Annotated in this window: 17 protein-coding genes and 1 pseudogene; 8 read left to right on the top strand and 10 right to left on the bottom strand. The window is 67.2% G+C overall.

Features of this window, described 5'->3' with window-relative positions; all coding sequences use genetic code 11:
- Positions 1 to 69: 69 nt before the first annotated feature.
- Positions 70 to 702 carry an FMN-dependent NADH-azoreductase gene (locus DPV74_RS05100; RefSeq protein WP_059682988.1) on the bottom strand — a complete coding sequence of 211 codons (633 nt, stop codon included), beginning with the start codon at positions 700 to 702 and terminating at the stop codon, positions 70 to 72.
- 132 nt (positions 703 to 834) lie between these two features.
- Between DPV74_RS05100 and DPV74_RS05095 the strand changes: the two genes are divergently transcribed.
- The gene (locus tag DPV74_RS05095) at positions 835 to 1713 is read left to right on the top strand and encodes a LysR substrate-binding domain-containing protein (protein ID WP_119336673.1); all 879 of its coding nucleotides are present in this window, start codon (positions 835 to 837) and stop codon (positions 1711 to 1713) included.
- A gap of 20 nt (positions 1714 to 1733) precedes the next feature.
- Here DPV74_RS05095 and DPV74_RS05090 read toward each other — a convergent pair whose 3' ends face one another.
- Positions 1734 to 3209 (bottom strand): coniferyl aldehyde dehydrogenase, encoded by a 1476-nt coding sequence (locus tag DPV74_RS05090; RefSeq protein ID WP_119336672.1) that lies wholly within the window; start codon positions 3207 to 3209, stop codon positions 1734 to 1736.
- Between the two features lie 45 nt (positions 3210 to 3254).
- Here DPV74_RS05090 and DPV74_RS05085 point away from each other — a divergent pair, with 45 nt between their 5' ends.
- Positions 3255 to 3980, top strand: a complete 726-nt coding sequence (locus tag DPV74_RS05085; protein WP_226160044.1) for a TetR/AcrR family transcriptional regulator — start codon at positions 3255 to 3257, stop codon at positions 3978 to 3980.
- A 3-nt stretch (positions 3981 to 3983) separates the two neighbouring features.
- Here the strand turns inward: DPV74_RS05085 and DPV74_RS05080 are convergent, their stop codons facing one another.
- The 3 genes from DPV74_RS05080 to DPV74_RS05070 all read right to left on the bottom strand — a co-directional run bounded on the left by DPV74_RS05080 (position 3984) and on the right by DPV74_RS05070 (position 6840).
- Complete coding sequence (locus tag DPV74_RS05080) at positions 3984 to 4493, bottom strand: MerR family transcriptional regulator (protein WP_119336698.1); 510 nt, start codon at positions 4491 to 4493, stop codon at positions 3984 to 3986.
- A 127-nt stretch (positions 4494 to 4620) separates the two neighbouring features.
- Positions 4621 to 5865 (bottom strand): trans-acting enoyl reductase family protein, encoded by a 1245-nt coding sequence (locus tag DPV74_RS05075; RefSeq protein WP_119336671.1) that lies wholly within the window; start codon positions 5863 to 5865, stop codon positions 4621 to 4623.
- 57 nt (positions 5866 to 5922) lie between these two features.
- Positions 5923 to 6840, bottom strand: a complete 918-nt coding sequence (locus DPV74_RS05070) for an acetoacetate decarboxylase family protein (protein WP_119336670.1) — start codon at positions 6838 to 6840, stop codon at positions 5923 to 5925.
- Positions 6841 to 6985: 145 nt separating this feature from the next.
- Here DPV74_RS05070 and DPV74_RS05065 point away from each other — a divergent pair.
- Positions 6986 to 7330: pseudogene (locus DPV74_RS05065) on the top strand (alpha/beta fold hydrolase); the annotation flags it as partial.
- Between the two features lie 24 nt (positions 7331 to 7354).
- Here the strand turns inward: DPV74_RS05065 and DPV74_RS05060 are convergent.
- From DPV74_RS05060 to DPV74_RS05050, 3 genes are all read right to left on the bottom strand, one after another.
- Positions 7355 to 7717 carry a glutathione S-transferase family protein gene (locus DPV74_RS05060; protein WP_374708951.1) on the bottom strand — a complete coding sequence of 121 codons (363 nt, stop codon included), beginning with the start codon at positions 7715 to 7717 and terminating at the stop codon, positions 7355 to 7357.
- Positions 7701 to 8345: an HD domain-containing protein gene (locus DPV74_RS05055; RefSeq protein WP_119336669.1), complete on the bottom strand. Its 645-nt coding sequence runs from the start codon at positions 8343 to 8345 to the stop codon at positions 7701 to 7703. Before DPV74_RS05055 ends, DPV74_RS05060 begins: the two co-directional genes overlap by 17 nt.
- Before the next feature lie 200 nt (positions 8346 to 8545).
- Entirely contained in the window at positions 8546 to 9784 is a 1239-nt protein-coding gene (locus tag DPV74_RS05050) for an SfnB family sulfur acquisition oxidoreductase (RefSeq protein WP_034196241.1), read from the bottom strand.
- 293 nt (positions 9785 to 10077) lie between these two features.
- Between DPV74_RS05050 and DPV74_RS05045 the strand changes: the two genes are divergently transcribed.
- Positions 10078 to 11337 (top strand): acyl-CoA dehydrogenase family protein, encoded by a 1260-nt coding sequence (locus DPV74_RS05045; protein ID WP_119336668.1) that lies wholly within the window; start codon positions 10078 to 10080, stop codon positions 11335 to 11337.
- A complete protein-coding gene (locus DPV74_RS05040; RefSeq protein WP_059693568.1) occupies positions 11334 to 12737 on the top strand; it encodes an LLM class flavin-dependent oxidoreductase in 1404 nt (467 codons plus the stop codon). The genes DPV74_RS05045 and DPV74_RS05040 overlap by 4 nt, the downstream gene beginning before the upstream one ends.
- Positions 12738 to 13000: 263 nt before the next feature.
- On the opposite strand, the gene DPV74_RS05035 is transcribed toward DPV74_RS05040, so the two are convergent.
- Positions 13001 to 14428 carry an MFS transporter gene (locus DPV74_RS05035; protein WP_119336667.1) on the bottom strand — a complete coding sequence of 476 codons (1428 nt, stop codon included), beginning with the start codon at positions 14426 to 14428 and terminating at the stop codon, positions 13001 to 13003.
- Positions 14429 to 14775: 347 nt separating this feature from the next.
- On the opposite strand from DPV74_RS05035, the gene DPV74_RS05030 reads away from it, so the two are divergent.
- The 3 genes from DPV74_RS05030 to DPV74_RS05020 are packed head-to-tail and all read left to right on the top strand — an operon-like array spanning position 14776 to position 17467.
- Complete coding sequence (locus DPV74_RS05030) at positions 14776 to 15768, top strand: aliphatic sulfonate ABC transporter substrate-binding protein (RefSeq protein WP_060085912.1); 993 nt, start codon at positions 14776 to 14778, stop codon at positions 15766 to 15768.
- Between the two features lie 11 nt (positions 15769 to 15779).
- Entirely contained in the window at positions 15780 to 16634 is an 855-nt protein-coding gene (locus tag DPV74_RS05025; RefSeq protein WP_205571887.1) for an ABC transporter permease, read from the top strand.
- Positions 16631 to 17467 (top strand): ABC transporter ATP-binding protein, encoded by an 837-nt coding sequence (locus tag DPV74_RS05020; RefSeq protein ID WP_240439924.1) that lies wholly within the window; start codon positions 16631 to 16633, stop codon positions 17465 to 17467. The genes DPV74_RS05025 and DPV74_RS05020 overlap by 4 nt, the downstream gene beginning before the upstream one ends.
- A gap of 223 nt (positions 17468 to 17690) precedes the next feature.
- Here DPV74_RS05020 and DPV74_RS05015 read toward each other — a convergent pair whose 3' ends face one another.
- The gene (locus DPV74_RS05015) at positions 17691 to 18221 is read right to left on the bottom strand and encodes an OsmC family protein (protein WP_021160217.1); all 531 of its coding nucleotides are present in this window, start codon (positions 18219 to 18221) and stop codon (positions 17691 to 17693) included.
- Between the last annotated feature and the right edge of the window lie 139 nt (positions 18222 to 18360).

Genomic DNA, 18360 nt, shown 5'->3' with positions numbered 1-18360 from the left:
GCACGCCGACACAAGCGCCGGGAGCACACCGCCGACGCGCCGGCGCACCGGATACGCTGCGCGGCAGCGTCAGAACCCGCGCGCGATCGATCGGGCCTCGTCGATCGCGCGGCTGCGATCGACCTTTCCGTCGGCACCGAACAACGTACGCTCGACGACGATGCCGGTGACGTCCGTCACGCCCACGAACCTGAGCCAGGTTTCCATGTACGGGCGCTGAAGATCGAACTCGGCGGCCGGCGTAAATGAACCCGGCGACTGATAACCGAGCCCGCGCGCGTAGACCACGGCTGCCTTTTTCCCGGCCAGCTTGCCGGTAAAGCCCGCGTCGTCGAACGTGAACAGCACGTCCTTCTGCGAGATCGCATCGATCAGGTGCTTGAGCTTGTACGGAATGCTGAAATTCCACAGCGGCACGCCGAACAGGAACTTGTCCGCTGCATGGAACGGCGCTGCGAGCTGCTCGATCCGCTGCCATGCCGCCGCCTGCGACGGTGTCAACGCGGTGCCGCTCAGCCCCGCATATTTCGCGGCCAGCGCGTCTTCGTCGAATTCGGGCATCGCCAGATCCCACACGTCGAGCTTCCGTATTTCATGATCGGGATGCGCGTGCCGGTACGCGTCGAGAAACGCATTGCACACTTCGATGGATGCGGAATATGCCTTGTTGGGTGAGCCTTCGATATAGAGCACGCATGTCATGGAGCCGGTCCTTGCCAGGAGTGACGGCGACGCGCCGGATGCGCGGTCGCCCACTACGGTTCGCAGCGTATCGAGCCCGCTTATAATTTGGAAACGATATTAATTGATTGAATTAACCTGGATTTGTGATCAATGGAGAGTCCTCTCGACACGGCGCTGCTTCAGACGTTCGTCGCGGTCGCCGACGTGCGGAGTTTCACCGGCGCCGGTCGCAGGCTGAATCTCAGCCAGTCCGCGGTCAGCGCCCAGATCGTTCGTCTCGAAGAACAGGTCGGCCAGGCGCTGCTCGTGCGCAATACGCGCAGCGTCACGCTCACCGCGCATGGCCTGACGCTGCTCGGTTACGCGCGCGCGATGCTCAATCTGAGCGGGGAAGCGAGGGCTCGGCTGGGAGCCGGCGACGCAGCCGATACCCGGCTGCGCATCGGCGCATCGGAGGATTTCGCGGAAGGCTGGCTGCCGGACGTGATGCGCCGCCACTCGGTCACGCGGCGCGGCTTGCGGCTGGATCTGACGGTCGACATCGGCGACAGCCTGTTTCGGCGGCATGCCGACGGCGAATTCGATCTCGTGATCGGCAGCCGGTGCGCGCACACGGATCAGGGCGCGACGTTGTGGCAAGAGCCGCTCGTCTGGGCATTTGCGCGCCACGAGCGGTTGCCGGAAGGCGAGGTGCCGCTCGCGTGCTTCCCCGATCCTTGCCCGTACCGGGGCGCCGCCCTCAAGGCGCTCGCGCTGGCCGACCTGCGCTACCGGATCGCATGCGAAAGCCCGAGCGTCGCCGGCATCCGGACATGCGTGCGCGCCGGCATCGCCATCGCGCCGGTACCGCGCAGCGCGATCGACGGCACGTTCCGGGAACTCGGCGTGGCCGACGGCTTGCCGGAACTGCCGGAAGTCGAATTCGTGCTGATGCATGACGCGCGGATGCCGGCCGCGGTCGAATTCGCCGCGACGATCTTCGACGAAGCCGCCGTTCGCACGGGAGCGGGCAAGCGCACTACGCCCTAGCAGGCATCGTGCGGCCGCGTTCAGCGCTTGGCGCTCAATCCCGCGCGCACGCCCACCGGCTCCCGGCTCCGCCCGAGCAGCGCCGCCAGCGAGAGATCCGCGAGCTTGCCGAACGGCGCGCGCAGCAGGCTCGGCAGGTTCCAGCGCCCCTGCACGAACACGCCCTTCGCGTGACTCATCGCGCGGAATCCCTCGATGCCGTGATACGCGCCCATCCCGCTCGGACCGACGCCGCCGAACGGCAGGTCTTCCTGCGCGACATGCAGGAGCGTGTTGTTGATGCCGACATTGCCCGACGTGGTGCGCTTGAGCAGCGACTCGCAGTCGCCGTCCTGCGCACCGAAGTAATACAGCACGAGCGGACGCGGACGCGCATTCACGTAGTCGACGACTTCGTCGATCGTGCGATACGTGCGCACCGCCAGGATCGGCCCGAAGATTTCTTCCTGCATGACGGCCGTATCGTCGCCGGCGCCGACGATCAGCGTGGGCGCGATCGTCCGCTTGCGGGTCGCCGCCTGCTGCGGGCTCACGCCCGCCTCGATCACGCGCGCGCCCTTGCTGCGCGCTTCGTCGACGAGCCCCTTCAGGCGATCGTAATGCCGGTCGCTGACGATCGACGTGTAATCCGGGCTCGTCGGCCCGTCCGGATAGAAGCGCGCGACGGCCGCATCGTATTGCGTGACGAACGCGTCCAGGTCGTCTTCATGCACCAGCGCATAGTCGGGCGCCACGCAGGTCTGTCCGCCGTTCGACAGCTTGCCGAACACGATGCTCGACATCGTCCGGCCATCGACATGCCCCCGCGCGACGATCGCCGGGCTCTTGCCGCCGAGTTCGAGCGTCACCGGCACCAGGTTCTCGCTGGCCGCCTTCATGACCTTGCGGCCCACCTGCGTGCTGCCGGTAAACAGCAGATGGTCGAATGGCAAGCCGCTGAAGGCCGCACCGACTTCCGGGCCGCCGAGCACGACCGCGACTTCTTCGCTCGGGAAGGTCTCCGCGAGCATCCGGCGCATCACCTCGCTGGTGCGCGGCGTCAGTTCCGACGGCTTGAGCATCGCGCGATTGCCCGCGGCCAGCGCGGTCGCCAGCGGAATGAAGGTGAGCGAGAACGGGTAATTCCACGGCGCCATCACGCCGATCACACCCAACGGCTGGTACTCCACGTGAGCCTGCCCGGCCCGATAGAAAATCCCGACGTGCCGGCGCTGCGGCTTCGTGAAGCGGCGCAGGTTGCGCGTCAGGTAGTCGATCGCCTGGATCACGCCGACCAGTTCCATGATCGCGGTCTCGTGCCGCGAGCGATTCCCGAAATCGGCGCTGATCGCCTCCTCCACTTCGCGGCGATACGCCAGCACCACGGCGCGCAGCCGCGCGAGCCGGGCCTTGCGCTGCTGCAAGGTCGGCGGCCCCTCGCTGACGAACGCGTTGCGCTGGCGGGCCAGCAGCACCGCCGGGTCGAAGCTCGAGATGGATTCTGCGGAAACGGCCATGGTGCACCTCACGCGGTTGCGTCGATGTAGACACTGTCAACTTGCATGCGGCGGATCATAGGACCACAATGTGTCCCCTGTCAACATAGGAGCAACACGATGTCGTCGGATGAGGATGCGGACGCCGGGCAAAAGGCTTATCACCACGGGGATCTGCGTCGCGCGATCATCGAAACGGCGCTCGACACGCTGCAGGAGCAGCAGGGCTGGCAGTTCACGCTGCGCGAAATCGCGCGGCGCGCGAACGTCAGCCACTCCGCGCCGTACCGGCATTTCCCGGACAAGGCCGCGTTGCTGCACGAGCTCGCGCTGATCGGCTTCGACCGCCTGCGCGACGAGCTCGCCGCGTCCATCGATCCCTCGGCGAGCGCACCGGACGTGCTGCTGGCGCTCGCGTATGCCCATCTCGCGTTCGGGCAGCGCAACCCGGATCTCTATCGACTGATGTTTGCCGCGGATGCCGGGGAGCCCTCTGACATCCATCTCGATCCGCGCGTGCAGGCGCCTTTCCTGCTGGTCGTCGACATCCTGGAACACGGCCAGCGCGCCGGCACGATCCGCCCGCGCCCGGCGCTCGGCCAGGCGACCGCCTGCTGGGCGCATCTGCATGGCCTGACGATGCTGGCGATCGACCGGCGGCTGGTGCGCGAGAAGGTCGGCGATCACGCGATCGAAGATGCGCTGACAACCTTGCTGGACGGACTCATACTGCCCGCCAGCCCTGCGCGGGCAGCGAAGACGAAAACAAAGGCGAAAACGAAAGGGTCTTGACCTTCAACTTTGCTTAAAGGTTATGGTTCGCCTCGGCAGCGTATCGAGGCCATGGGTATGTGTACTGCCATCCGACAATCCGGCGGCGGCCTCGCCGCCCTCCGCCGCATTCCCCGGCGGGAGCCGCGACAGCAATCGTTTCGCATGGGTTGGACAATCGACCGACGCCGGCTTCGCCGCTATTTCGGCGATCAGCGACATGACCTGCGCCTTGCTGCGCGCCAGCCGCGCCTCCAGTGCCTCGATGTCCCGCACCTTGCGGTGCAGCGCCTCCAGCGACGAATCGCACGGCCACTGCGCGAGGCCGGCCGGAACCAGCGTGCGAATCTCGTCGAGACTGAAATCCGCCTTCTGCGCGGCCGTGATCAGATCGAGCGCCGTCACCGCTTCCTGCGGATAGGAGCGATAGCCGTTCGCTTCGCGCGCGACGAGTGTCAACAGACCGATGCGCTCGTAGAAGCGGATGCGCGAAAGAGTAAGGCCGGTGCGTTCCGCCAGTTCCCCGATCTTCATGTTCCGATACTCCTTCGCCGGATCGCATCCGGCCATCCGTCCCGTCGTGACTGCAGGTTGTCTCCTGAAATTGATTCGTTATCCGAGCTTTATCGGCTTCCTGTCGCAGGGCCGACGGAGCGCGCACTCAAATCACGTCGAAACGCAGCCCCGCGTGGCGAACCAGGCGCTCGATGTAGCGCTCGTCGAACATCGTCGCGGGCGTCCAGAAGCCGCCGCCGCGGCCGGTCTTGACGCCGTCTACGCTGTAATCCAGTGCGAGACCGATCGCGGCCTGGCCAAGCATCTTGCCGGTGGAGCCATAGCCCGGATCGCGGTCGCCGGTGACTTTCACGCGCAAAGTCCGCCCGTCGTCGGCACGACCGAAGAAACGCAAATCGTAGCGGCCGGCCAGCTGGGCGGCCGCGCTCGGCCCCTCGCCGGGCTTCGGCAGCACGAAACGCTCCATCAGGCTGCGCACCGGATTGATGAGGAAACCGACCATGAACGCGCCGAGGCCGGCCACCATCGTCAGCGCCGTCAGGCGGCCCTTGAGGCCCGTGCCCGTCATCACCGCTTCGTCATACGTGAAGCGGCTGCCGTACGCGTTGCCGGCCAGCGCATTGGAGCGGTGCACGACACGCTCGTTGATCGCCGCCATCACGAATGGCGCGATCCATGCGTCGAAGTCGCGATCGAACGCCGCGGATCGCACCGCATGCTGGCGTACCGTGAAGCCGTGCCCCTTCGGGCACAGCGAATAAGGATCGAGCAGTTCCCTGCGCAACGCGGGATCGGCGGCCGCTTCGCGGACGACGTTGATCACGCTCGCCACCGTGCCGCCCGACGCACCGCCCTTCAGTGTCCTGACGCGCATCTTCACCTGCGCGGCCGGCACGCCCCATCGCTGCCGCGCCTGCTGCTGCAGGAAGAACACGCCCATGTCCGACGGCACCGAATCGAAGCCGCAGCAATGGACGATGCGCGCGCCGGATTGCCGCGCCGCCGGCTCGTACCTGTCGATCATCCGTTTGATCCACTGCGTCTCGCCGGTGAGGTCGCAGTAGTCGGTGCCGGTTTCCGCGCAGACCCTGACCAGCGGCTCCCCGTAAAGCGCATAGGGGCCGACGGTGGACACGACAACGCGCGTCTGCGCGCAGAGTGCTCGAAGCTGCGCTTCGTCGGCCGCATCGGCAACGATGATCGGCACCGGCTGCCCGGCCGCACCCAGCGTATCCTTGACCTGCCCGAGCTTCGCTTCGGAGCGGCCGGCGATGGCCCAGCGCAGCGTCTCGCCGGAGCCCGACAGGTACTCGGACAGGTAACGGGCCAGGATCTGCCCGACGAAACTGGTGGCGCCAAATACAACGAGATCGTAGGTCGGCCGGGTCATGGGCGGTTCCTCATGGGCGATTCCTTCGGCGCGGGCGTGCCGCGAACGGACGTGGCGTCAGCGTTGCTTTCCGGGTGCATCGAAGGCCTTCAACGGAGTCGGCAGGTTCAGGACCAGTTGCGCGTCCTTCACCACGTCGAGACGCAGGATGGTGGACGCGCCCAGCCCGTCGAGCAGCTGGCTCAACGGGCCGCCGTGCCGCACGAGCTCGACGTTGCGCGGCAACAGGCGCTGGGCGAACGATAGCGCATTCGTCTGCACCGATGTCTGGTGCCATTCGCCGTCGATGCGATTGATCATCGTCGTCGAGCCCATATGCGACTGCGATGCAACGTGGGTCAGTGCCGGCAGCGGCACGCTCAGGCTCAGGTCCGGCCGGCCTCCCGGGCCGGCGATGCGGGCGCGGGCGGTGGTGCCGAGGTGCACGTCGATGTCGGCGAGCCACTTGGGCAACTGATAACCGTGCACGCCGCGCACTCGCGCGATTTCCGTGGTGACCGGCAGCGCCAGCACATGCGCGAAGAAGCTCCGGCGCCGCATCGAATCGATCAGCTCGCGCGCGTGCGACCCTGTCGCGCCGGGCCGGCGGATGACCACCGCGACGGACACTTCGTCATACGGATCGTTGTCGCATACCGAATACGAGAAGAAGGTCAGCGCGACCAGCCCGTACCCGGGCAGCGCACGCAGCGGTTCGAGCGGCACCGGCAGCGTGGTCCGCAGGCGTTCGAGCGGCGCAAGGAACAGTAGCTGGATGCTGCTGGAACGGTAGTAGAAATTCGGTGCCCAGGTCGGGCCGACCCGCGAAGCGACCTGACGCTTCGGAATCCGACGGAAAAAATCGATGTTCCCCGCGGCGGGATCGCGCGCCACCTCGTCGAGGTCGGGATTCATCCGGAACCGGTCGTAGTACCCGCCTTCGGGCACGTCGACCGTGTGCGGCCCGAATTCGACCTGTGTAAACCGCCTGTCCATGTTCGTCGCCTCTCGTCGATGATCGACCGTGGCAGGCAACACCCGAAGCCCGCTGACTCACCGCCGTCAGCAAGCACTCTAGGATTGAAGTCAACTTTAATGTCAAGGACCGGAATAGAGGGGCGCGTCGGATCGCGTCGGGACGGCCGCCCCGTTCTACGGCTACAACCGCGACGGCGCCAGACCGTCGCAAGGCGTCATCCGGAACGGGTGGCGGCAGGGCATGATGGGCAGCGCGAAGGCCCACTACGACGACATCGTCGCGTTCTCGCAGACCGACTTCACCGAAGACCTGAAAAGCACCACGATTCCCGTTCTCGTGATGCATGGCGACGACGACCAGATCGTCCCGTATGCCGATTCCGGTCTCCTGTCGGCGAAACTGGCGAGGAACAGCACGCTGAAGACGTACAAGGGCTTCCCGCACGGCATGCCCACGTCCAACGCCGACACGATCAACGCCGACCTGCTCGCGTTCATCCGCGGCTGAACACGGAAAGCGCCGACGCGGCCTTCAGCGGCAATCGTCGTCGAAGGCCGTCTTCCCGCGCCTGTCCGCTCCCGACAGCAGCGAATCGACCCCGCGAAGAAAATCGGGAACCGCCTCTCCGATCGAGGCGAGATACCCAGCCATCGCACCGGCGACCTTGCGCACGGCGGGACGCGCGATCATCCGCTCGCGCCACGCGAGCAGGCGCGGCGTTTCATCCGTCATCGGTGCGCCCTTGCGCGCACCGAACAACTGCGCCATGTAGAACGCGATGTCGGCGTACGAATACGCGCCGGCCAGAAACTCGCGATCCGCCAGCACGCGCTCCATGCGCCGATAGTACCGGGCCGCTTCGTCACGCGCGGCCGGATCATATCTCGTCTGCAAATTCGTCGAGAAAGCGCTGCAACCGGTCGCGACGAACGATCGCCATCCGGGTACCGGTGACGGTCTGGAAACCGGTTGAAAGCCTCAGCAGTTTCGTGCGGAAGTGATCGATCGCGAAACGCGTGTCGTCGAGTTCCCGTTCCGATGCGTGCGGATCGGCCGGGTCGTACAGCGCGCTGCCCATCCGGCCCGCGACATAAAAGCACCGCGCGACGCCCACCATGCCGATCGCATCGAGCCGGTCGGCGTCCTGCAACACCTTTGCTTCGAGCGTCGTCGGCACGACACAGGCCGAGAAGCTGTGCGCCTCGACCGCGTGAGCAACGGCGTCGATCTTCGCGTCCGGCCAATCCAGCAACTTCAGCACCTGCCCGGCCTTTTGCGCCGACAGCCGCGATGCCTGCGCGCGAAGCGGGGAATCTTTCTCCACCGCCACGCAGTCGTGCAGCAATGTCGCCGCGAACAGCACCTCGGCATCGCCGCCCTCCTTCGCGTGGATCGCGGCCGCGTTCTTCCACACGCGTTGCAGATGCGAAGTGTCGTGGGAACCGTCGCCGTCGGCGCCGCTCCAGTGAGCCAGCAGGGCCTTGGCCAGATCCTGAAAGGGTGCGAACGCAGGGAGGGTCATGAGGGGCGGCAGTCGAGGTCGGGATGCCGATTATCGCCGCAAGTGCCGCACGGCACACGGTTGACAGCCCGATCCGCCGTTGATCCCGGCGCCTGCGCGTCGAACGCGGTGCCGGGTTCGCCACAAGATCGTGTGGATGCATCAGACCGCGGCGGTTCAATCAATCATCGCCGGGCGAAACAGCCACGATCGCAACGGATTCAATTCCACGCATGGCGCGCCGGGCGCACGCCGTTCAGGTAGTAGTTGCCGACGAGGTGATATTTCCAGCGCACCGGATCGTGCAGCGTATGCGTGCGTGCATTGCGCCAGTGCCGGTCGAGGTTGTGCTCGGAAAGCGTCGCCTGCGTGCCGGCCAGCTCGAACAGCTTCTCGCCCGCGAGCAGCGCGATCTCCGTCGTCAGCACCTTCGCCTCGCCCACCGCCACCGACGCGCGCGCGACGTCATCCTCGGTCACGTCGCCGCGCGCCGCGATCTCGTCGAGCGTGCGCGCCGCGCGCTCGAGCAACGCCTCCGCCGCATGCAGCTGAATGTGCAGATGGCCGATCTCGCGGATCGTCAACGGATCGTCCGCCGCGCGCTCGACGCCGCTGTCGACCCACGGCCGCGTGCGTGTGCGCACGAACGCCAGCGTATCGTCGAGCGCGGCCCTGGCGATGCCCGCGTCGATCGCGGCCTGGATGATCTGCGACAGCGGGCCGTTCAGCGTCGGCAGGTCCGACACGCGCTGCGCCGGCAGCACGTGCGACGCTGGCACGCGCACGTTGTCGAGCACGACCGTGCCGCTCGCGGTGGTCCGCTGCCCGAATCCCGACCAGTCGTCGATCACGGTCAGCCCCGGCGCCGGCTGGCGGATGTAGGCGAGCCACGCGCGGCGCTCGTCGTCGAGGCCGAGCACCGGCACGTAATGCGCGAACAGCGCTCCGGTCGAATAGAACTTGGTGCCGTCGACGACGTAATCGTCGCCGTCCCGGCGCACGCGCGTCTTCAGGTCGAGCACGTGTTTCGTGCCCTTCTCCGAAAAGCCGTTGCCGAACCGCTTGCCGCTCAGCACTTCCGAGAAGAAGAGACGCTTCTGCGCGTCGGTGCCGGTCAGCGCGATCACGTCGACCAGCCCGAAATGATTCTGCGGCAACTGCCCGAGCGACGGATCGGCCGCCGCGACGATCTTCACCACCTCCGTCAGCGTCACATGCGAGACGCCCGCACCGCCATAAGCCTTCGGCACCGTGATGGCCCACAGCCCCGACTGCGAGAACCATTCGATCTCGTCGCGCGGTAACCGGCGCTCCCGGTCGCGCTCGGCCGCGCCTTGCGCGAGCCGTTGCGCAAGCGCATGCGCGGCCGCGATGGCCTGTGCGTCGTCGGCGATCACGCTGGCCGCCTGCGGTTGCGTATCGGCCGGTCGTTCCTGGATCGTGGCGCTCGTCTCTGACATCGGGCTCTCCTGCTGGTTGACGGAAACGTTCAATCTAGCAGCGCCCCGAGCGCCGGCAAACCGAGCGATTCGCACAACGATATTCCTTTGAACGGCAAACGATGCGGCACGCCGCGCGCAAAAAACCGCGCGCCAGCAGCGATATCGACACCCCGGCATCGATGCCACGGCGCGTCGCCCGCGTAATGCCCGGCAGCGATAAGGATGTACGAATCCGTTATTGGATCGTCCGCATCGTGCTTCCTATACTGGCCTGCCGGCATCGACGGCCCCCGCCTTTCAAGGACCACCGCATGACTTCATCTCCCGCCGCAACCGAACTTTCCACCGGCACCGACTATGACGCGCTTGCCAGCCGCTTCAGGCCGATCTTCGAACGCATCGCGGCCGGCACCGCGGAACGCGAACGCCGCCGCGAACTGCCGCACGAGGCGATCGGCTGGCTGAAGGCCGCCGGCTTCGGCGCCGTCCGGCTGCCCGTGCGCGACGGCGGCGCCGGCGCATCGCTGCCGCAGCTGTTCCAGTTGCTGACCGAGCTCGCCGCCGCCGATTCCAATCTGCCGCAGGCATTGCGCGGGCACTTCGCGTTCGTCGAGGACTGGCTGAACGCGCCGCCCGGCGCCGATCGACAGACGTGGTTCGACCGCTTCGCGAGCGGCCAGCTCGTCGGCAATGCGTGGACCGAGACCGGCGACGTGTCGCTCGGCCAGACCATCACGAAGGTGTCGGAAAAGAACGGCCGGCTCGTGCTGAACGGCCGGAAGTTCTACAGCACCGGCAGCCTGTTTGCCGACTGGATCGACGTGTTCGCGCAACGCGCGAGCGACGGCAGCGACGTGATCGTCGCCGTCGCGACCGCGCAGCCCGGCGTGATCCGCGAAGACGACTGGGACGGCTTCGGCCAGACGACGACCGGCAGCGGCACCACGCGCTTCGAGGACGCGACGGTCGACGCACGGGACGTGATCGACTTCGCGCGACGCTTCAAGTACCAGACCGCGTTCTACCAGCTCTTCCACGTCGCGACGCTGGCCGGCATCGGCCACGCGATCGTGCGCGACGCCGGCGAGCTGGTGCGCCACCGCACCCGCGTGTACAGCCACGGCAACGCATCGCGTGCGGGCGACGACGCGCAGCTGCAGCAGGTGGTCGGCGAGATCGCGTCGTGGGCCTACGCGGCCGACGCGCTCGCGCAGCGCGCCGCGCAGCCGCTGCAACGGGCCTACGAAGCGCACTTCGGCGGCGACACGGCGGCCGAGCACGACGCGAACGTCGCGGCCGAGATCGAATCCGCGCAGAGCCAGCTCGTCGTGTCGGAACTCGTATTGCGTGCGGCGACGCACCTGTTCGACGCGCTCGGGGCGTCCGCCACCCGCAGCACGACGGCGCTCGACCGCCACTGGCGCAACGCGCGCACCGTGTCATCGCACAATCCGCTCGTCTACAAGGCGCGGATCGTCGGCGACTGGGTCATCAACGGGCGCACGCCGCCGTTCGTCTGGCAGGTCGGCAACGGCGCGGGCACGCAAGCAGAAACCGGAGCCGCCCAATGAGCAAGACCGGCAAGACCATCCGCTTCAACGCGTTCGAGATGAACTGCGTCGGCCACCAGTCGCCCGGGCTGTGGGCCCATCCGCGCGACCGGTCGTGGCAGTACAAGGATCTCGACTACTGGACCGACCTCGCCCGCGTGCTCGAGCGCGGGATCTTCGACGCGATCTTCATCGCGGACGTGATCGGCTACTACGACGTCTACAAGGGCAGCAACTATCATGCGCTGCACCAGGCCGCGCAGATCCCGGTCAACGATCCGCTGCAGCTCGCCGCGCCGATCGCGATGGCGACCGAGCATCTCGGCATCGGCATCACCGCGTCGACGACGTTCGAACACCCGTACACGTTCGCGCGCCGGCTGTCGACCGCCGATCATCACACGAAGGGCCGGCTCGCGTGGAACATCGTCACGTCCTACCTCGAAAGCGGCGCGAAGAACATCGGTGACCACGGCCTGCGCACGCACGACGACCGTTATGCGGTCGCGGCCGAATACGTCGAGGTGCTGTACAAGCTGTTCGAAGGGAGCTGGGAAGACGGCGCGGTAGTGCGCGACCGCGACGGCCGCGTGTTCACGCATCCGGAGAAGGTGCACGAGATCGGCCACAAGGGCCGCTTCTTCGACGTGCCCGGCTACCACCTGTGCGAGCCGTCGCCGCAACGCACGCCGGTGCTGTTCCAGGCCGGCGCGTCCGGCCCCGGCAAGGCGTTCGCCGCGCAGCATGCCGAATGCGTGTTCGTCGCCGCGCCGACCCGCGCGCAGCTCGCGCGCTACGTGGCCGACGTGCGCGCGCAGGCCACCGCCGCGGGGCGCGATGCGAGCAAGGTATTGATCTACAACCTCGTCACCGTGATCGTCGACGAAACCGACGAGAAGGCGCAGGCCAAGTTCGACGAATATCGCAAGTACGTGTCGTACGACGGCTCGCTGGTATTCATGTCCGGCTGGACCGGCATCGACTTCGGCCAGTACGCGCCGAACGATCCCGTCCGGCGCGTCGAGACGAATGCGATCGTGTCGGCGGTCGAGCATCTGTCGGGCGGCGACACCGCATGGACGATCGAGGAACTGGCGGCCTGGGGCGGCATCGGCGGCCTGGGCCCGGTGTTCGTCGGCTCGGCGGCGACCGTCGCGGACATCCTGCAGGAATGGGTCGCCGCCACGGACGTGGACGGCTTCAACCTCGCGTATGCGGTCGCGCACGAAACCTTCGAGGACGTCGTGCGTCATCTCGTCCCCGAACTGCAGCGGCGCGGCGTGTATCCGACCGGCTATGCGCCGGGCACGCTGCGCGAGAAACTGTTCGGCGGGTCGGCGCGGCTGCCGGACGAACACCCGGCCGCGCAGTTCCGCGACATCGAGCAGGTCAAGCGCGATGCCGAGCGGGTAGCGGCCTGAGCGGACGGCATCGCGGCGGCTGGTCGGCCCGTGTGCGGGCCGGCCGGCTTCACGACAGGCAGCAACCGGTGCGTCGGGCCGCTCGCCCGACACCTCGCCCGATCGCTGCTCTCCTCCTCACTCGAAGAAACGCGCTGCGGCTCCGCCGCGCGTTCCGGCTGCGCACTCGCGCATCGACAGCAATGCAGATATCGCGGTAACGACGACGCGTGCGCTAAAGAAAGCGCGCGCGTTTTCCAGCCGACGAACGATCCCGACCGCCTTCACTCTGCGCCGTCGTCGTCGATGTCCCGCGCCGTCGGTTCAAAACGCACGATCAGCAGGAACACGATCGGCGTCGCGGCGCTGATCGCGACGACCCAGAACATGTCCGTGCCGAGACGCGCCTGCAGGATCGGCAGCACGAACAGCGCCAGCGCCTGGCCGATGCCGCACAGCGACCGCCCGAAGCCGACACCGGTGCCGCGGATCGACGCCGGATACGACAGCGTCGGATAGATCATCATCTGCGCGCCGGGCCCGAAACCTTCGGCGAACAGCCAGGTGCCGAGCATCAGCAGCACGAAGCCGATCGCGAGTGCGCCATGCGGATGCCCGGCCAGCGCGAGCGCCACGAGCGCGACGAACTGGAGCGCGAAACCGGCGATCGCGACATGGCGCGACGCATGGCGATGGGCCAGGCGCATGCCCAGCAAACCGCCGGTGAACGCAAACAGCACGTTCAGCGCCAGCGACGCCGCGATCGTTTCGAACACGCCCGCACCGAGAAACTGCGACAGGATCGACGGCAGGAAGAATGCGATCGCCGTGTATTCGAACGGGATGCACAGGTTCATCACGCTGGCGACGATCGTGCGCCCCAGGTACGGGCGCTGGAACAGCACGCGAATGCGCACGGGCGGCTGGCACGGCGCGCGCCGTGCGTCCTCCGCCTCGTGTGCGTGAATCCCGTACGACTCGCGCAGGATCCTCGCGGCATTGGCCAGGTCGCCCTGGTTCGCGGCCCACAGCGGCGATTCGTTCATGAAGCCGTTCCTGAACAGGATGATGACGAGGGCCGGCACCGCGCCGAAGATCAGCGATGCGCGCCAAAGCCATCCCGCGTGCTCGGCAGGCAGCAGGAAATACAGCCCGAAGATCAGCAGGAAGCACGCCGACGACGCCACGTACCACATCGGGCACCACGCGGCGAGCCGCGACGCCTTGTTGCCGCGACCGTTGAACTTCGAGAATTCCGCGAGAAACGCCATCGCGACGGGCAGGTCGATGCCGACACCGAGCCCCATCACGAAGCGCGCGGCGATCAGCACCCATACATTGGGCGCAAGACCGGCCGCGATCGCCGCGACCACGAAAAACAGCATGTCGGCCATGAACACCTGATAACGGCCGATCCTGTCGGTCAGCCATCCGCCGATCAGGCTGCCGAAGATCGTCCCGATCATGATCGCCGACCCGACCAGCCCGGTCAGCGCGGGTGTCAGGCCGAATTCGCGCGCCACGTCGTCGATCCCGTAGGACAGCGTCGTCAGGTCGTATGCATCGAGAAAGACGCCGCCGAGCGCCAGCAGCACGATCATCCGGGCATGACTGACGGAGCTGTCCACCGTGTTGATCAGGCGCGCGACGTCGCTTGCCGAGCGAATGGGGGAGGAAGCCGGGGTGACGGCATTCAGGTCGATCGAACTCATCGCACTCCTTTGTTTTCCGCCGACGGGCCGGCGATGTCCGCATGAAGCCGGAAGTCGTGCGTGTTCAATCGCGGCCGGTAACGACCCTTCGCAACTGCACGCCTCTCGACACGCAACGCCGTCGAGCTCCGGCAGCAGGCATTCTGTTCTTCCGATCCGGTTCTCCCAAGCGATATAAACCGATAAATTAATCGACCCGCGTCATAAAGTTGCCCGCCGCTCGCGCTTATCAGCAACGCGCATGTTCAATCGCGGATTTCTTCGTTACCGAAACCCCGCGGCTTCGCTACATTAGCCGGTCACCCTGCCTGTCCCCGGCTCGTTGCCGTTCTTCCGGAGAATCCCCGATGAAGCTGTCCTGGTCCCGCGCATGGCAATCCGCGGCCCTCGTCATTGCCGCGTTCGCCGGCCTCGTCTCGGTGCACGCACGCGCGGCGACGCCCGCGGAAATCCGCGTCGACTACGCGTACTACTCGCCGGAGAGCCTGGTGATCCGCCACTTCGGCTGGCTCGAGGACGAATTCAAGGCCGACCGCACGTCGATTCGCTGGGTGCTGAGCCTGGGCAGCAATCGCGCACTCGAATACCTGAACAGCGGTGCGGTCGACTTCGGTTCCGCCGCGGGTCTCGCGTCGGTGCTCGCACGCGCGAACGGCAACCCGATCCATACCGTCTACGTGTTCTCGCGCCCCGAGTGGACCGCGCTCGTGGTCCGCAAGGATTCGCCGATCCGCTCGCTCGCGGACCTGAAGGGCAAGAAAATCGCCGCGACGCGCGGCACCGATCCGTTCCTGTTCACGCTGCGCGCACTGCATACGGTCGGCCTGACCCGCGACGACGTCGAGATCGTCAACCTGCAGCATCCCGACGGGCGCACCGCGCTCGCGAACGGCCAGGTCGATGCGTGGGCCGGCCTCGATCCGCACATGGCCGCGGCGCAGCTCGACGACGGCGCCCGCCTCCTCTACCGCAACGTCGCGTTCAATACCTACGGTTTCCTGAACGTCCGCGATGCCTTCGCCAGCCAGTACCCGCAAGCGGTCACGCGCGTACTGAAGGTCTACGATCGCGCGCGGCAGTGGATCGTCGCGCATCCGGCCGACACCGCGCAGATCGTCGCCGACGAATCGAAGGTGTCGCTGCCGGTGGCGAAACTGCAACTTCAGCGCAACGACTTCAGCGACCCCGTACCCGGCGAAACGCAGCGCGCGGCACTGAAGGCGGCCGCGCCGGTGCTGACGGCCGAGCAGTTGACCAAGCCCGGCGTCGATCCCGCGAAGATCGTCGATACGCTGATCGATCCGGCGTTCGTGCGCCCGCTCGTCGCCGCTTCGCACTGAGCCTGCCGCCCATGACGAACAGCGCCGCCCGCGACGACACGCTCGCGCCTCGCCGCCCCGCGTCGCCACGCGCCGGCCGGCGCGATCCGCTTCGCCGATGGCGGCTCGCAGGCCTCGCGCTGCCGTTCGCGGTGCTCGCGTTGCTGGAGGTCGTCGTGCGCCAGGGCTGGCTGCCGGACCATCTCGTTCCGGCGCCGAGCGAGATTCTCGCCACGCTCGCCGGCATGGGCATCACGCGCGTGGCGCGCCACGTCGGCGCGAGTACGCTGCGGGTCGCGGCCGGTTTCGCGGCCGGCGCCGTACTCGCGCTCGCCGTCGGCGCGGCGATGGGCCTGAGCCGACGGATCGACGCGCTGCTCGAACCGACGTTCCAGGCGCTGCGCGCGATTCCGTCGCTCGCGTGGGTGCCGGTGCTGTTGCTGTGGCTCGGCATCGATGAAGCACCGAAAATCACGCTGATCGCCATCGGCGCATTCTTCCCCGTCCATCTCGCGGTGGTCTCCGGCATTCGCGACGTCGACCGCAAGCTCGTCGAGCTTGGCGCCGTGTACCGGCTCGGCCCGCTCGCGCTGTTCCGGCGAATCCTGCTGCCGGCCGCGCTGCCGCAGATCGTCACCGGCCTGCGTACCGGCCTCAGCCTCGCGTGGATGTTCATGGTCGCCGCGGAGCTGATCGCGGCCACGCGCGGCCTCGGCTTCCTGCTGAGCGACGGCCGCGAGACCGGGCGGCCCGATCTCGTGTTCGGCGCGATCCTTCTGCTGGCGTTGCTCGGCAAGCTGACCGACGGCGCGATGGCACGCATCGAGTCGCACTGGCTCGGCTGGCGCGACGCATTCGATCACGCGAAACGCAAGGCGTCGACATGAGCACGCGCGCTTCCTCACACACGGCAGCGGACGCGGCAACACCGCTGCTCGACCTGCGCATCACCCGCAAGTATTACGGCGACCGCACGATCCTCGCCGACGTCCCGCTGCAGGTCACGCGCGGCGAGATCGTCTGCGTGGTCGGCCCGAGCGGATGCGGGAAGAGCACGCTGCTGCGGATCGTCGCCGGCCTCGACACGGATTTCCGCGGCAGCGTGAAGCTGGGAGGCGTCGCGCTCGACGGCCCCTCCCCGCGCGTCGGCGTGATCTTCCAGGAGCCGCGACTGCTGCCGTGGTTATCGATCGCGGACAACGTCGGCTTTGCGGCCGGCCCGCGAGGCGGGCGCGCGCCGGCCGTCGCCCGGCTGCTCGACGAAGTCGGCCTTGCCGGCGTCGCCCGGCAATTGCCGGCCACGTTGTCGGGCGGGATGGCCCAGCGCGCCGCGATCGCGCGCGGGCTGTTCGGCGAACCGGATCTGCTGCTGCTCGACGAACCGTTCAGCGCGGTCGACGCGATGACCCGGATGCGGTTGCAGACGCTGCTGCTCGATGTCGTCGCGCGGCACCGGATGGCCGCGATCGTCGTCACGCACGATCTCGACGAAGCGCTGTACCTGGGTGATCGCGTGCTGATGCTCGCGCCCGACCCGGGCCGCGTCGACGACGAGATCCACGTCGAGGCCGCACGACCGCGCGACCGCCGCGACCCGTCGCTGGCCGTGCTGCGCGCGCGGCTGCTGGACGCGTTCCAGCATCTTCAGGATCGTGCCGGCGGAGCGAAGCGTTTGACGCACGGCAACCCGCATGAGGAATCCGGAATTCGCGCGGGCTGATTCCGGACTGATTCATCACCGATTCGTCGCCGGCATCTCCCGACCCCGATCCGGCACACGTTCAACGCCAGGGCAACGCATCCGCAGTGTCACGCGCGTGCGGCGAGCATCGCCGTCGTATCGGCGCCCCAACAGGGTGCGCGGGAGATCGAGCGTGCCCGCTCACGTCGCAGCCCCATGCAATGCCGCGACGCGCCGGTGCACCGACGCACATCAACCGTGCTCAACCGTGCGTATGCCGCAATTCGCCGTCGATCGTCTGCGGCAGCGTCAACAGGTTGAAGATCGGGCACACGGCCTCGACCGCCTGATGCAGTGCACGAATCGTCTCCGGCGGTTCGGGCGACACGATATCGAGCGTGTAGCGGAGGTTGTGCGGGAACACCGGCACATGCTCGAAGCCCGGCTGCTGCGCGAGCGGATGCTGGTCGCCGGTCACCTCGACTTCGATCGAGTCGATCTTCAGGCCACGCTCCGCGGCCTGGATCAGCGTGATGTGCGTCAGGCAACTGCCGAGCACGCCGAGTTGCAACTCAGGCGACGCCGGCCCGAGGTTGTAGCCGGCAAAATCGGGCGGACTGTCGCTGATCACCTGGAAATCGCGAATGCGGATCTCGCGCACGCCGCTGCGGCCCAGTGCACGCACGGTCGCTTTCAGCGGCGTCGCCTTGAATTCCGGATCGTTGCGCGCGGCATCCTTTTTCGCGAGCCAGGCGTCGCGCTTCTGTTCGAGATAGTCGTTCAGTGTCGTCATGGTCGGGCCGGTACGGTCGCAATCATCGGCCTCGCATGCGACGGCCGGTTGAGGGGAGTCGTCATGCTATTCCGATCCGCCTCGGCCACTAAACGATCTTTCCAGCAAAGCAATTCGCGCCGCGCGATGTCACATTGCA

It is taken from the genome of Burkholderia sp. HAN2018 (assembly GCF_024704855.1).
GTDB classification, from domain to species: domain Bacteria; phylum Pseudomonadota; class Gammaproteobacteria; order Burkholderiales; family Burkholderiaceae; genus Burkholderia; species Burkholderia cepacia.
The sequence above is the reverse complement of the archived record's forward strand: the minus strand, read 5'-3'. Positions and strand labels throughout refer to the sequence as shown.

What these genes read in the sequence shown, in the direction of transcription:
- DPV74_RS05055 (WP_119336669.1), bottom strand. Translation starts at nt 8,345, where the DNA reads ATGACCCTCCCTGCGTTCGCACCCTTTCAGGATCTGGCCAAGGCCCTG.
- DPV74_RS05080 (WP_119336698.1), bottom strand. Translation starts at nt 4,493, where the DNA reads ATGAAGATCGGGGAACTGGCGGAACGCACCGGCCTTACTCTTTCGCGC.
- DPV74_RS05085 (WP_226160044.1), top strand. Translation starts at nt 3,255, where the DNA reads ATGCGGCGGATCATAGGACCACAATGTGTCCCCTGTCAACATAGGAGC.
- DPV74_RS05100 (WP_059682988.1), bottom strand. Translation starts at nt 702, where the DNA reads ATGACATGCGTGCTCTATATCGAAGGCTCACCCAACAAGGCATATTCC.
- DPV74_RS05035 (WP_119336667.1), bottom strand. Translation starts at nt 14,428, where the DNA reads ATGAGTTCGATCGACCTGAATGCCGTCACCCCGGCTTCCTCCCCCATT.
- DPV74_RS05030 (WP_060085912.1), top strand. Translation starts at nt 14,776, where the DNA reads ATGAAGCTGTCCTGGTCCCGCGCATGGCAATCCGCGGCCCTCGTCATT.
- DPV74_RS05075 (WP_119336671.1), bottom strand. Translation starts at nt 5,865, where the DNA reads ATGACCCGGCCGACCTACGATCTCGTTGTATTTGGCGCCACCAGTTTC.
- DPV74_RS05040 (WP_059693568.1), top strand. Translation starts at nt 11,334, where the DNA reads ATGAGCAAGACCGGCAAGACCATCCGCTTCAACGCGTTCGAGATGAAC.
- DPV74_RS05095 (WP_119336673.1), top strand. Translation starts at nt 835, where the DNA reads ATGGAGAGTCCTCTCGACACGGCGCTGCTTCAGACGTTCGTCGCGGTC.
- DPV74_RS05090 (WP_119336672.1), bottom strand. Translation starts at nt 3,209, where the DNA reads ATGGCCGTTTCCGCAGAATCCATCTCGAGCTTCGACCCGGCGGTGCTG.
- DPV74_RS05050 (WP_034196241.1), bottom strand. Translation starts at nt 9,784, where the DNA reads ATGTCAGAGACGAGCGCCACGATCCAGGAACGACCGGCCGATACGCAA.
- DPV74_RS05015 (WP_021160217.1), bottom strand. Translation starts at nt 18,221, where the DNA reads ATGACGACACTGAACGACTATCTCGAACAGAAGCGCGACGCCTGGCTC.
- DPV74_RS05045 (WP_119336668.1), top strand. Translation starts at nt 10,078, where the DNA reads ATGACTTCATCTCCCGCCGCAACCGAACTTTCCACCGGCACCGACTAT.
- DPV74_RS05020 (WP_240439924.1), top strand. Translation starts at nt 16,631, where the DNA reads ATGAGCACGCGCGCTTCCTCACACACGGCAGCGGACGCGGCAACACCG.
- DPV74_RS05025 (WP_205571887.1), top strand. Translation starts at nt 15,780, where the DNA reads ATGACGAACAGCGCCGCCCGCGACGACACGCTCGCGCCTCGCCGCCCC.
- DPV74_RS05070 (WP_119336670.1), bottom strand. Translation starts at nt 6,840, where the DNA reads ATGGACAGGCGGTTTACACAGGTCGAATTCGGGCCGCACACGGTCGAC.